14 protein-coding genes and 1 pseudogene are annotated in these 12,081 nt (G+C 40.6%); 1 reads left to right on the forward strand and 14 read right to left on the reverse strand.

Annotated features, from left to right (window positions below; genetic code table 11):
* Positions 1–5: 5 nt before the first annotated feature.
* The 10 genes and pseudogenes from IQ31_RS14445 to IQ31_RS14490 all read right to left on the reverse strand — a co-directional run bounded on the left by IQ31_RS14445 (position 6) and on the right by IQ31_RS14490 (position 8,373).
* Positions 6–650, reverse strand: coding sequence for an O-methyltransferase (locus IQ31_RS14445; protein ID WP_145328423.1), 645 nt, complete (start codon positions 648–650; stop codon positions 6–8).
* 3 nt (positions 651–653) lie between these two features.
* The gene (locus tag IQ31_RS14450; protein WP_244294496.1) at positions 654–1,178 is read right to left on the reverse strand and encodes a pentapeptide repeat-containing protein; all 525 of its coding nucleotides are present in this window, start codon (positions 1,176–1,178) and stop codon (positions 654–656) included.
* Positions 1,179–1,426: 248 nt separating this feature from the next.
* On the reverse strand, positions 1,427–2,506 hold the full coding sequence (locus tag IQ31_RS14455) for an SMP-30/gluconolactonase/LRE family protein (protein WP_145328425.1): 1,080 nt from the start codon (positions 2,504–2,506) through the stop codon (positions 1,427–1,429).
* Between the two features lie 31 nt (positions 2,507–2,537).
* A pseudogene (locus tag IQ31_RS28245) lies at positions 2,538–3,280 on the reverse strand (dienelactone hydrolase family protein).
* Positions 3,281–3,336: 56 nt separating this feature from the next.
* Complete coding sequence (locus tag IQ31_RS14465) at positions 3,337–3,849, reverse strand: nitroreductase family protein (protein ID WP_244294501.1); 513 nt, start codon at positions 3,847–3,849, stop codon at positions 3,337–3,339.
* Positions 3,850–3,955: 106 nt separating this feature from the next.
* Complete coding sequence (locus IQ31_RS14470; RefSeq protein WP_145328426.1) at positions 3,956–5,005, reverse strand: ankyrin repeat domain-containing protein; 1,050 nt, start codon at positions 5,003–5,005, stop codon at positions 3,956–3,958.
* Positions 5,006–5,007: 2 nt separating this feature from the next.
* Positions 5,008–6,477: a subtype B tannase gene (locus IQ31_RS14475; protein WP_145328427.1), complete on the reverse strand. Its 1,470-nt coding sequence runs from the start codon at positions 6,475–6,477 to the stop codon at positions 5,008–5,010.
* Between the two features lie 5 nt (positions 6,478–6,482).
* Positions 6,483–6,998 carry an SRPBCC family protein gene (locus tag IQ31_RS14480; RefSeq protein WP_145328428.1) on the reverse strand — a complete coding sequence of 172 codons (516 nt, stop codon included), beginning with the start codon at positions 6,996–6,998 and terminating at the stop codon, positions 6,483–6,485.
* An 8-nt stretch (positions 6,999–7,006) separates the two neighbouring features.
* A complete protein-coding gene (locus IQ31_RS14485; RefSeq protein ID WP_244294503.1) occupies positions 7,007–7,678 on the reverse strand; it encodes a type 1 glutamine amidotransferase domain-containing protein in 672 nt (223 codons plus the stop codon).
* A gap of 92 nt (positions 7,679–7,770) precedes the next feature.
* Complete coding sequence (locus IQ31_RS14490; RefSeq protein WP_145328430.1) at positions 7,771–8,373, reverse strand: NAD(P)H-dependent oxidoreductase; 603 nt, start codon at positions 8,371–8,373, stop codon at positions 7,771–7,773.
* A gap of 85 nt (positions 8,374–8,458) precedes the next feature.
* Here IQ31_RS14490 and IQ31_RS14495 point away from each other — a divergent pair, with 85 nt between their 5' ends.
* Positions 8,459–8,821 carry a winged helix-turn-helix transcriptional regulator gene (locus tag IQ31_RS14495; RefSeq protein WP_145328431.1) on the forward strand — a complete coding sequence of 121 codons (363 nt, stop codon included), beginning with the start codon at positions 8,459–8,461 and terminating at the stop codon, positions 8,819–8,821.
* 305 nt (positions 8,822–9,126) lie between these two features.
* Here IQ31_RS14495 and IQ31_RS14500 read toward each other — a convergent pair whose 3' ends face one another.
* Genes IQ31_RS14500 through IQ31_RS14515 form a run of 4 tightly spaced genes read right to left on the reverse strand, consistent with a single transcriptional unit; the run spans position 9,127 to position 12,074 of the window.
* Complete coding sequence (locus tag IQ31_RS14500; RefSeq protein ID WP_145328432.1) at positions 9,127–9,942, reverse strand: PRTRC system ThiF family protein; 816 nt, start codon at positions 9,940–9,942, stop codon at positions 9,127–9,129.
* Positions 9,942–10,667: a PRTRC system protein B gene (locus IQ31_RS14505; RefSeq protein WP_145328433.1), complete on the reverse strand. Its 726-nt coding sequence runs from the start codon at positions 10,665–10,667 to the stop codon at positions 9,942–9,944. Before IQ31_RS14505 ends, IQ31_RS14500 begins: the two co-directional genes overlap by 1 nt.
* Positions 10,664–11,839: a hypothetical protein gene (locus IQ31_RS14510; protein WP_145328434.1), complete on the reverse strand. Its 1,176-nt coding sequence runs from the start codon at positions 11,837–11,839 to the stop codon at positions 10,664–10,666. The genes IQ31_RS14505 and IQ31_RS14510 overlap by 4 nt, the downstream gene beginning before the upstream one ends.
* Positions 11,840–11,855: 16 nt before the next feature.
* The gene (locus IQ31_RS14515) at positions 11,856–12,074 is read right to left on the reverse strand and encodes a PRTRC system protein C (protein WP_145328435.1); all 219 of its coding nucleotides are present in this window, start codon (positions 12,072–12,074) and stop codon (positions 11,856–11,858) included.
* Positions 12,075–12,081 lie beyond the last annotated feature (7 nt).

The following is a 12,081-nucleotide window of genomic DNA, read 5'->3' on the forward strand; positions in this document are numbered from 1 at the left end:
TCAGATTATTTTTTATAGTGTGCAATGAGCACCTGGTCGTTAAAAGTTTTAGTAGTCACAAATTCTGCATTTAAGCCCGAAATCAATTCTACAAAGTCATTTGTTTCTGCTTTATCTATATTATCTGCAAAAACGATGGCATTGTCATTCAGTTTACTTTTTAAAAGATTGAAAACCGGCAGATACAATTCTTTTGCACCGTCCAGAAATAAGAAGTCAATTCCTGTATCAACATCGGCAAGCGTTTGCATCGCATCGCCTTGCAAAAAGGTAACGTATTCCGACAAACCTGCTTTTTCAATATTTTTTTGAGCTTGTTCTATTTTATTGGCTTCTAACTCTGTTGTGATTACAAAGCCCTGATTGTCCTTTGCTGCGGCTGCAAGATAAATGGTTGAAACACCAAAAGAGCAACCAAATTCTACAATGTTCTTTACCTTAGAAAAAGTGGCAAGAAAATAAAGCAATGAACCTTCTTCGGGCGAAACCGACATATAAGCGGTTTTGCGGAGTTCGTCGTGCTTTTTCTCTCGTTCTTCTTTGTCCGAAATGCTGTTGAGTACTTCGTATCGTGCTTTATAATTAGCTTCTGCATCAATGTGCAATGCCTCTAACAGTTCTTTTACTGGTGCTGTATGTAGCGTATTCATTTTTTAATGATTGTGTTGTATATCCAACTGGTATTTATACAAAAGCCCTTCCAAATTGAGCGATGAAAACTTGGCTTTTTTCAATTTATTGTGTTCCAAATCAATGGAAAAATTATCTGCCATTCGGAAATCTGCTTTTTCCAGATTGGTATTTAAAAATCTTGCACCCATTAAATTACATCCGTTAAAAGTAGCTTCCGAAAGATTAGTTTCCGTAAACTCTACTTCTTTCAACGAACAGTTTAGGAAAGGGGTCTTTTTCAGGCTTGTACCAAAAAAGTTGCTGTAATCCAATATACATTCTTCAAATTTGAACGAAAACACAAACTTGCTGCATCGTGCAAAGTCAAGCCCCAATAGTTTACAATACTTAAAAACCGCATTTCTGAAACCGGCACCATCTATATTCGCCATCGTGAAATTACAGCTTTCAAATGTGCAGCTTTCAAAATTAATTCCTCTCAGGTCGCTTTTGGTAAAATCACATTTAATGAAAGTGCATCTGTCAAATTCTCTGTTTCTAAGCACTTTTTCGGCATAGTTTACGTCTTTAAATTCTTTTGCTGTATGCAGTACAACCTAGCTCATTGTCTTTTAATTATTTAAATTGATACTTAAAATTGACTTGCCTGCATACCTGAAAAGGAAGGAAAACTACTTTAAAAATCGTCAACACCACGCCGGGAACAGCGTGTACAGGTAACGGCAAATTTACGATTTTAAAATTTGCCTAAAATGTCTTGGGATACAAAAATTTATTTTTTTGTCTGTCACAATCAATCAATTTTTATCCTGATAATCTTATACGCCCCTTTTCGTTCGTTTCCAAAACGTCCTTCTTCGTCAATGCGGGAACAGCTTACATACATCCAACCATCGGCAGTAATCTGATAACTGTCAGGCCAGGCCAGTTCTTCATTGGGCGAAACAATTTCGGTCATTTTCAGTTCCGGTGAAATGCGCACGATACGGCGTTTCTCCAAATCTCCGAGATAGAGGTTGCCCTTGCTGTCGGTTTCCATTCCGTCGGTAGTCGTGAAATGACCGAGAAATTCCACTTTATCCGCCAATTGTTTTTCGCTCAAAGAGGTGTTGTTCAAATCCGCAGTAGCTGCACGAAAGAGTTTATCGTCCGTAAGGGTTTTGAAATACAGGTATTTTTTATCGGGGCTTAATGCAATCCCGTCTGAATGCACACGAAATGGTTTGCCGTTGCTCAATAGCTCTTTCCCATTTCGTTTCATCGAATACGTAGTGTCAGCTAACATCACCGGATTGCCTTTTAATACTTGACGTACATTGCCCAATTTCAAATCTACAATCACGATACCACCCTCAGAAGAGTTGGTAATGTAGGCGATTTGTTGTTTCGTGTCGATTCGGGTATCGTTCATATAACTTTTGGCAGAAGTAACGCTGCTTAAAGGATAAATGCGTTCAACCTGATTGTTCTTTAAACTGATTTTCACCAATTTTTGTCCTTTATCTTCACCGTCTGCATTTTTTGCATAGCCCGGGTCAACCACCCATAGGTTGTCTTCATTATCTGCCACTACCGCCTGAACGCCGATGAAATGATGTTGTTTATCGCCACCTTTTTCCACGTCCCAGGTATTCCATTCTTCGTTAGGGAAAGGTTTCTTAGTGCCGTCTTTCAGGATTTCCACCACGGCATATTGGTAAGGTCCTGCCCAACGCGGATAATTGGTAAATACTCTTCCTGATTTTGAAACAGCAACGCCAGTGAGTTGGTAGGTGTTGTCTTCAAAAACGGTTTCCATTTTTGTTTGATTTTGCGCATTAGCATAGAAAAATATTCCTCCGCTTAATGCTAATATGCTCAATATTTTTTTCATTTTTATGATGCAAATTTTATCTGACAAGCTGTTATTTCAGCACTTCTTTTAAGAACAACAAAGTATGGTTCCACGCTCTTTTGCTCATTAGTTCGTTATAGTCAGCCGATTTCGGGTCGGTAAACGTGTGTTTGCAATAAGCGTAAGTGATAATTTGCCAATCGGCTTTGCCTTCGTTCATTTCCTTAATTAAACCGTTCATTACTTCGGGTGTAACGCCTGCATCTTCTGCGGGATTTTCGATAAGGATTTTTGTTTTGATGAGATTATTCGGGCGACTTTCATCTTTACCCAAACCACCGTGAATGCTTACCACGCCTTTTACATCAAAGCCCGCTCTTGCCACTTCCAACGCACCTGTTCCACCAAAACAATAACCGATGACGGCAATTTTTTCGGGTAAAGCTCCCGCTTTTTCAGTTGTTCCAAAGCCAGTTCGATGCGGTGTTGGTACAAAGCATAATCTTGTTTGAACTTGCCTGCTGTTTTTCCGGCCGAAGCATTGTCGGAAGGAATATTTCCTTCGCCATAAATGTCGGCAACAAAAGCAATGTAGCCTGCTTTTTCCAGTTCTGCGGCTGCAGTTTTGGCTTCATCATCAATGCCTTTCCAAGCCGGCAAAATAAGCACGCCCGGTTTTTTTGAACCTGCATTAGATGTTACCAATCCGTTGAGTTTTTGTGAGCCATCGTTGTATGCAACAGGCTTTAAATTTTGGGCGAATAATACTCCGCTAAATAGTGTCATCAGACCAAATAAGATTAACTGTTTCATTTATTTGTATTCGTAAAATTATACATAGTAAATGTACGGATTTAGTTGCCGTAAATTTATATTGATTTGACCACCTTTTCTAATGCCAATCGCAATTTTGGTTTAACACTTGGTTGATTGCTGTCTTCGGGATTTCTGTAACCAATGGCAACTGCAAACAAGGTTTTGTAGCCCTCTAATTTTAGGATTTTGTCGTATTCTTCGGTTTTAATTCCTTCCATTGGCGTACTGTCAATTTCCAAACTTGCACAAGCCGACAGAAAAAAACCAAGCGAAAGATAAACCTGATGTTGTAACCACGATTTTATTGCTGCTTCGGGTAAGGGTTTTACCATATTCTTATAATAAATTACCGAACCTTCGGGCAGGTTTTCTGTAATTTGTTTTTCAAAAAGTAAAATATCATCAATTACACTAAATACCACCAAATGACTGGCTTCGTTTATTTTTTGTTCATTAAAGAAAGAAACGCTTGCCAATGCTTGTTTTGTTTTTTCGTCAGCAACAAAATAACAATTCCAAGGTTGGCTGTTGATTGATGACGGACTTAGTCGTAAAATTTCTTTCAATTGCGCTATTTTTCATCGGTAATTTTCTTGTTTGCATCGTACTGTTTTGTAGTGTATCTGCTTTTTGCAAGGTCTAAAAAATTCATTTCCCTTAAATTTTATATTGTTACTTTTTACTGTATTGCTCCAATAATTTTTGAATGTCGGTGTAGCCGTATTTTTTTGCCAAATCTAAAGGCGTGTTGCCGTCTAATCCTTTCAAATCATAGCGAGCACCGTTTTCTAACAACGCTTGTGCAGCTTCATAATGTCCGTGCCAAACGGCATCGTGCAAAGCCGTATAACCGTTGTATGCTCCTTGTGCATCGAGTTCTGCTCCTGCTTCAACCAGCATTTTTATGTTTTGCGCGTGCCCGTTGTAGCCCGATTTGTGCAACACGGTCGATTTCATAATCCAATCGGTAATTCTCGGATTGGCTCCTGCTTCGAGCAACACTTTTATTACATCGGCTTTGCCCAATTGCGATGCATACAAAAGCGGTGTCGCCCCTTTGGGTGCATTGCCCACAGTGAATTTCGCTTTTTCGTTGATGTCCAAGCCGTCAGCAATCAGTTTTTTAATCGTTGCCACATCGTTGTTGTCAATGGCTTTGAAAATTTTATCGTTCTTAATGTAGGCTTCCGCCTGCTTGGCGTGATTTTCAATAATGCTTACGATTTCTTTGTCGCCAACATTTTGTGCCAATAGTAGCGGAGAAATTACACCACGCGATTTGGTTTCCCAATTGGCTCCAGCCTCTAACAAATATTTTACCATTGCCGCATTTCTGTGCCAAACCGCATCATACAAAGGCGTGTTGCCATTGGTTGGCGAAGTTAAATCGAGATAAGCGCCGTGCTTTACGAGTAAATCGGCTACGGGAACAACGCCACTTTGAGCCGCTTTGTGCAAGGCGGTAGAACCCATTCTTGTATCTAACATATTCACGTCTGCACCTGCCGAAAGCAACATTTCGGTCATCTGATAATTGCCCAATCCTGCCGACAACATTAAAGGTGTATAGCCTAACGCATTTCGTTCGTTTACGTTGGCTCCGTTTTCCAATAAACGTGCTGCTTCTGTTAAATTGTTTTCTTTCACGGCATTGCAAAGCGGAGTTGCGTGCAGTTGAATAACCGCAAGTAACAGCACAAATAAGGAAATGTATTTTTTCATTTTTATTTCGTTGTTTTATCAATCCAAGTAAACAATTCGTCTAAATCATAATCGCCACTGTGCGGTCTGTCCCAAGGTAATTCGAGGTTGACATCATAACCGTTGTTTTGCAATAAAGTTGCCAGCAACACAGAAATTCCTAAACCAGTGTCTTTGTCTTTAGTCCCGTGGCGAATACGCCAATGCTTGGTTGTGGTAGTTCCTTGTGTACCAATGTAATACATCGGATTCATCATTTTTATAGTCTTTTCTTCTGCTATTCCACCTTGTTTCGTGGTGTTGGCCAAGGCAAATTTTGTGAAATGGCGACTATCGGTTGTCTCGTTGCCAAAAAGTTGGTTTTCGCCCGAAGACAAATCCAACGCATCAAAAGCGGGTGGCGTTTTCATTCGTTCCATATAACGCACATACCCGTCAAAATCGAGGGCGGTAATTTTCCCGTTTTCAATGGTAAGCCATTTTAAAGCCGATAAATCCGTTCCTTTATCCAATGTTTTTTGTGCGGAAGCGATAACGTAAGATTTTACCAATTCCTTAAAGTTACCATTTCCGTCTTTGTCTAGTTGCAACAAATTCCCATTGGCATCTTTCAGTTGCAAAGAATTTACATATTCGGGGAATGCGGCTTTCAGTTGATTAGAAACATTGATTTCATTAGCCGATAAAGTTCCCGAAACTTCTTTTCGCTGAACGTTGTAATCGAGCATTGAAATATCGATTTTTTTGTAATCGTTCACACCGTTGAATTGCCATTCATAAGCCATATCAGCGTGGTCAAGATTGGTAATGGGGCAATAAGCCGAAACGGCAAAAATATCGTCTGTGGCATCGGCGGCACCTAAGGCTTTCAAATACGGTTCGTAATCTTTGTTGTTGCCCGTTGCACCGAGCAAAGCCGACAAAGCACCGCCGGCACTTGTTCCGTTGGAAATAATTTTATTGGCATCGCCCGCCATTTTTTTGTCGTTGAATTTCAGGTAACGAACTGCCGCTTTCAAATCCACGATAGCCGCCGGAGCTTTACCTGTTTTAAACGTTCTTCCTCTTGCTCCTGCCGAAGCCACTACATACCCTTTGGCTAAAGCTTGCGCAATCGTGGTGGGACCACTTTGCATTCCACCCATTCCTTTACCATTGTTAATGGCAGTTCCGGGATTTCCGGGCATATAACCGCCAATTTGATTCGGGAAAAATATTGGTGCATTGTCCGCCGAATAACCGTTGATGGTTTTGTTTTCAAAATATTCCGCAGGAATGTAAATGTTCATTTTCTGATAAATGGTATCCACGGGATTTTCTACATACGAAATGTTTTCATAAGCACGGACTTTGATTTCTTTATCGTTGACTTTAAGCGTTTGAGTAGTGAATGCTTCGGCATTGAAATCTAACACTGATGTTTTTTGTACTGTTTTGCAGGAAGTGGCACAAATAAGTATCGAAAATCCTGCGAAGAGAATAAATTGTTTCATAACAATTATTTTTTACTTTTTGCATACGTCACCAATCCTTCTAACCAATCCTGATGCCCGTTAATCATCGGGTTGGGTTTTTGTTTTGCCAATGCTTGTGCAGGTTTTCCTATCTGGCTTTCTTGGGTGAGAATGCGCACTCGTCCACCGGGCAAATCTTCAATCAGCCAAGCGTGGATAACGTCTAATCGGGTTGCCGCATCGCCTTCTGCCCAACCGTGCCAGGCCAACCGTGCCGGTTCGTTTGCTGTTGGCGGAACAAATTCAGTAACCTGTGCCTCAATCGGGAAACCAAAGGTTTTAAAGCGGAAGCGAACATCTGCATATAATTCTTTGTCTTCGGGATTGATAAATTCCACATCGGAAGAATTAGCGTAATAAGTTGGCCACGCAAACGGATTGGCTAAATATTTCCATACTTCCCCGGTAGTTAAACCTTTGACGATAACTTCATTTGAACAATAGTTGTCCGTAGTGCCGGGTGTATATTTTTCCGGCCATATAATTGCATTTTGTTTCATTGTTCTTTTTATTTCAATGCTGCTTTAATTGCCTCGCCCACTTCAGTTGCCGATTGCGGATTTTGTCCTGTTACTAATCTTTGGTCTGAAACAACGTGAACTTTCCAAGGCTCCGATTTTTCAAAAACTCCGCCACGTTTTTTCAGTTCGTCTTCCAATAAAAACGGAACAACATTTGTCAGCCCGACAATCGTTTCTTCTTCATTGGTAAATCCGTTCAATTTTTTACCGTCAATGAGATATTTTCCGTTGCTTAATTTTATGTTTACCAAGCCCGCAGGTCCGTGACAAACTGCGGCAACAACTCCGTTTTGCTCGTATATGTCAGCCGCAATTTTTGCAATGGCTTCATCATTGGGCAAATCCCACATTGCACCGTGTCCGCCTGCGTAATGAATGGCAACATAGTCCGAAGCCTTTACTTCTTCGGGTTTCAGGCTATTTGAAATTTTATTGTGATAGTATTCGTTTTCCCAAAATTCCTTGTTAATCGGGTCGTTCAAATCAAAACCGTCAACAGGCGGATTTCCGCCTTTCGGACTTACAAAATCAATTTCGTAACCTGCTTCGGTCAATACTTTCCACGGGTGTGCCACTTCGCTTAAATAATAACCTGTTTTTTCTCCGGTATTTCCTTTTTCGGCGTGGCTTGTAACCACGAATAAAATTTTTTGTTTCATTTTTTCTGAATTTTTTGTTTGTGAAAATGCCGATACACTTACAAGAAACGTCATCAACAACAATTTCAATTTGTTCATTTTTATTTCTTTTTTTAGTTAAACCATTTTGTTAAATGTTGTAAATACTGTGATTTTAAATCCTGAAACCGAGCTTCGTCAATATTTTTTTCTACATCGTGAAAGTGAAAACTTTCCATTGATTTCATTCCGCAAAAGGCGTTCATTTTGTGGAAGGCAAATAATACGCCGTCATCAACGCTTCTGCCTTCAAAAAACTCTTCGGGAAGCGTAAATGCTTCTTCGGGAGCGTTCCAGGTGGTCGTAACCATATATTTTTTGTCAGTCATTAATCCGCCTGTTCCGTAACCACGTTTCGGGTTTTCGGCTTTGCGTCCGTCGCTGTAATACATACCTTTTCGGTGACCTGCGGTTAAAACATTATCGAGATATTGTTTTAACGTATAAGGAATGTACATCCACCAAACCGGAAAATGGTAAATAATGATGTCAGCCCAAAGAAATTTGTCGATTTCGGTTTCTACATCGTATTCGTTTTCTAAATCGGTAACCTGAATTTCAAAACTGTTTTCAGGTGTGAAGAATGTCTTATCCCATTCTACAATTTCTTTATTGAGTTTTCCGCCGGAATGTGCAAATGCCTTTCCGCCGTTGATGATGAATATTTTCTTAGCCATATTTTGTACTATAATAATTTGAGTTGCAAAATTATTTATAGTTTGATAGTTTTGCAATAACTATCAAAAACGATAGGTTGAGAATATGGGAAAAAGCATAGAAATAAACGGTAAGATTTATCCCTGCACCATAAGTTTGGCAATGGATTTGGTTGGTGGCAAATGGAAAGCCGTGATTTTATACCACCTAAAAGATGGGGAAAAACGTTACAACGAATTGAAAAAAGAAATCCCCATTATTACGGAAATGACGTTGAGTTTGCAATTAAAACAGTTGGAAGAAGACGGTTTAATTTCGAGAATAGTTTATGGCGAAAAACCACCGGTAAAAGTGATTTACAACTTAACCGATTTTGGCAGAACGTTTATTCCTGCGTTGGAAGCAATCGATACTTGGGGACATTTGGTTGCCAATAAAAAAGAGGGTGTTTTGAACGAAAAGTTATAGCCATTACAAAAATGTCAATATGTATTTTTTCTTTGGAGAATGAAATATTGAAAGTGGTTCCTAACCAAGCGACGTTCTTTTGCTTCTTTTCTTTGGTCGCTGTGTGGCAAGAAAAGAAGTCCGCAAAAAAATAACAATGGGATAATGAGTATCCCACGCAAAAAATGCAGCAACCTGTTTGGTGAAATGTGAAGTGAGGGAATTGTGTGGCGGTGCATTTTGGCAAAGGGGTTGCACCGCTTTAATGCAAAAAGACTGCCCCGACCTTTGGGAGGGAGTGTCTTTTTGCCGCCCGATTTTTCGGGTCAGGCGACTTTTATCGGGTGGGTGCGAAAATCTTTCAGATTGTGAAAAAATCCCCTGTACTCGGTCATTCCGTTACGGAATAAGCCCCAAAGCAAATCACAGCCCATTTGAGCCAATGAGCCGTTGATAAACAAATCCTGCTTTTGCAATGCTTCCGCAAGGGAGCAACTTGGCGTGTTGTCCTCTTTTTCGGATTGCTTCAGCAATTCGCCAAATTCATCTGTAACCATTGGCAAGGTAGCCACCGTTTGGTACTTTTCTGAATTGGGTTGTTTGATAGTTCCTATTGTAGATAGTAGGACTTGCCCTGTGTGTTGGCTGTTACCGAAGTCCAACCAATACTTTGGGTCGTCTTGGTAGTGTCTGCGGTAGCTTGTTTCTTTCAGAATTTCAGCAACGCCAAACCTCGCCTGTACATTGTCCACGCAAGTAATGGTAATGATTGCCCTTGCATTTTCGGGCAACCTGCCAAATTTGTCCTTTTCAAACTTTACCGTTTCGGCTTTCCAATTCGTACCGATACACCGATTAACACGGTTGATTAACGCAACGGACTTGTACAATCCTGTTTCACTTTCAAAAAAACGCTGTCTGCCCAAATTGGCACTCGTGATAATATCATCGTCCCACAAACGCACCTGTAACCCTGCGTGCCCTAACGCTAAAAGGCTCTCGTTTATTTCCAATAAGGCGGTCAATACTTTTGAGCCTGTGCCACCTGCACCGATTAGGTTTACCGTTATCGGGTTGGTAGGATTGAGCAAATAGCTGTCCGTAAAATGTACGGCTGTTTTTGTTGTTTCCTGTGTATTCATCACAATAGATTTTTAAGGGGTTTGTTGTTCTTTTTCAATACCTCTTTTGGAAAGGGTTTATCTGTTCCGATTAAGTCTTTCCATACGGTTACGCAATTGCCCTTTATTGGGCTGTACCGTCCTAATAGGTGGCTGAAATAGCTGTTGAAAAAGTAGCTTTCCCAAGCTTGTATAAATTCTTCGACCGAAGCGGAATTTTTAATATCAATGCTTACCGTACCCATACACACTTTGCCGTCTTCATAGATGTTAAAAAACGGAGCGTAATGCAAGGGCGTTTTTTCTGTCGGTCTTCTGTCTGTTGCAAGGGCAAAGACGGCAAGGCTGTTTTTATTGGCATACCATAGCATTGGAGGTACTTGTGCCTTTCCGCTCGGTATATTCAAGCTATCAACAAAATACATTTGCCGTTGCTGTACTTTGGTGTACCATAGCACCGTACCTTTTTCAGCATTCGGATTGATGTGCAGGATATTGGTCGGCAAAATTCCCTTTGGCTTTAAAAAGGCTTGGTTCTTTTCTTCATCAGTCTGTAAGGACTTTGCCAATACTTTGGCTTCCTTTACGGTCAATGGGTGGGCATTGACGGGATTGCCGTTCCTGTCCATATCGAAATGCTCCACATACACATCGGAATTTTCGCCTTTGGCTTCATAGAATACCAAAGCGGATTTCGGGTGGTATAGCGTTCCGAAACTCTCGGTTATGTTGTTTATATTGTTCATTTTGCTGTTGTTTTATAGTCATACAATAGGGTACAGATGTCGTCTAATAAGGCAAACAAACGGTTTTCAAAATCAAGGCTGTTTGCTTCTATCTTAGTGCCGTCAAAGGATTTGCAAATGGTCGGTTCTTCCATTGTTCCATACTCATTAAACTCATTGTTGATGCTGTCCGAAAGACTTTCATATAACCAACCTTTGGTGTCGGCAATAAATGAAATGTACTTTTCCATTGTGATTGCTTCATTGTAGTAATCATCGTTATAGGGGTCTTGTTCGGGCAATGGTGCATTTCTGAAAATGGTAGCGTTCGGATATTCCCTGTAAAGGGCAAAAGCATTACACGCTACCCGCCAACATTCCCTGTCGAATGTATCACGGCTTTGAAAACGGCTCAAACGCTTTTCAAATAGGGTCAGATTGATACGATTAAACAGTTTTTGTTCAATATTGTCGCCAATCCACTCGGCTCGTTTTATTTCATTTCTGTAACATTCGGTTTCGTCCGTTTCATCATCCTGTTCCACCCAATCTTTATGCGTTTCATATAGCCAATACAGATAGCTGTCTTGTTGCCTGTAATACGGAATGTCGGCAATGTGATACAGATAACTGCAAACCGATAAGAGTAAATGTGCATTGTGCTTTCGCCCTTTATCGTGTAACATTCTGAAAAGTGGTGTAATCGGAATATAATATAGGGTTGTACCTGTGCTGTACCGTTCCTCGCTTACCAAAAAGGTTTTCTTACTGTCCTGTACCAATTGGAAACTATCCCAATTGATGTTGGTGCGGTTTACTTTGGCTTCCATATCCCACATACCCAATGCGATATTGTAGGGAAAACCAAAATCTTTGGTGTGCATTGGCTCTATGCCGTAATGCCCTGCAAGTTTGGAAAGGGACTTATAAAAATCCCTCTCCGTTTTTGCTGTTTCCTTACAAGCCTGTACGGATTGTGCCGTTTTCAGTTTAGGCAGGAATGTACATTTCAGAATACCATTGGTAGCATTGCTATCGGTACGGATTTCTGTTTGTCCTTTTGCACTTGGTTTGCGTCCTTTGGTCTTTGTAGCCAATTGGCGAACTCGCCCAACTGTCGGTGCAACTGCCGTTGCCATTTCTGTTCGGGTATGCTGATAACTCCCGATATGATGTTGCGTTGCATAATTCATCGTTTTTGATTTTAGATTAACCTTTCGTTCCCATTACGCTCTCAAACTTGTACTCGACTGCATCGTCTTTGATTTGCGGTGCAGATATTTTTGCCGTTGTCAGTATGGGGTACATATTGGCGTAAAAATTCATTACGGCTTCCACGCTCCAACGTGGTTCGGGGTCGGTCAGTCTGATGTCCTGTCCTTTGTCTTTGAGTATAAAAACCCGCTCTAATTGCGTTGCTAATAACATAATACCT

The organism is Sphingobacterium siyangense (assembly GCF_007830445.1).
GTDB lineage: Bacteria > Bacteroidota > Bacteroidia > Sphingobacteriales > Sphingobacteriaceae > Sphingobacterium > Sphingobacterium siyangense.

Coding starts and splice junctions, on each gene's coding strand:
- IQ31_RS14495 (WP_145328431.1), top strand. CDS start 8,459: ATGGGAAAAAGCATAGAAATAAACGGTAAGATTTATCCCTGCACCATA.
- IQ31_RS14505 (WP_145328433.1), bottom strand. CDS start 10,667: ATGAACAATATAAACAACATAACCGAGAGTTTCGGAACGCTATACCAC.
- IQ31_RS14470 (WP_145328426.1), bottom strand. CDS start 5,005: ATGAAAAAATACATTTCCTTATTTGTGCTGTTACTTGCGGTTATTCAA.
- IQ31_RS14480 (WP_145328428.1), bottom strand. CDS start 6,998: ATGAAACAAAATGCAATTATATGGCCGGAAAAATATACACCCGGCACT.
- IQ31_RS14485 (WP_244294503.1), bottom strand. CDS start 7,678: ATGAAACAAAAAATTTTATTCGTGGTTACAAGCCACGCCGAAAAAGGA.
- IQ31_RS14490 (WP_145328430.1), bottom strand. CDS start 8,373: ATGGCTAAGAAAATATTCATCATCAACGGCGGAAAGGCATTTGCACAT.
- IQ31_RS14475 (WP_145328427.1), bottom strand. CDS start 6,477: ATGAAACAATTTATTCTCTTCGCAGGATTTTCGATACTTATTTGTGCC.
- IQ31_RS14510 (WP_145328434.1), bottom strand. CDS start 11,839: ATGAATTATGCAACGCAACATCATATCGGGAGTTATCAGCATACCCGA.
- IQ31_RS14455 (WP_145328425.1), bottom strand. CDS start 2,506: ATGAAAAAAATATTGAGCATATTAGCATTAAGCGGAGGAATATTTTTC.
- IQ31_RS14500 (WP_145328432.1), bottom strand. CDS start 9,942: ATGAATACACAGGAAACAACAAAAACAGCCGTACATTTTACGGACAGC.
- IQ31_RS14445 (WP_145328423.1), bottom strand. CDS start 650: ATGAATACGCTACATACAGCACCAGTAAAAGAACTGTTAGAGGCATTG.
- IQ31_RS14515 (WP_145328435.1), bottom strand. CDS start 12,074: ATGTTATTAGCAACGCAATTAGAGCGGGTTTTTATACTCAAAGACAAA.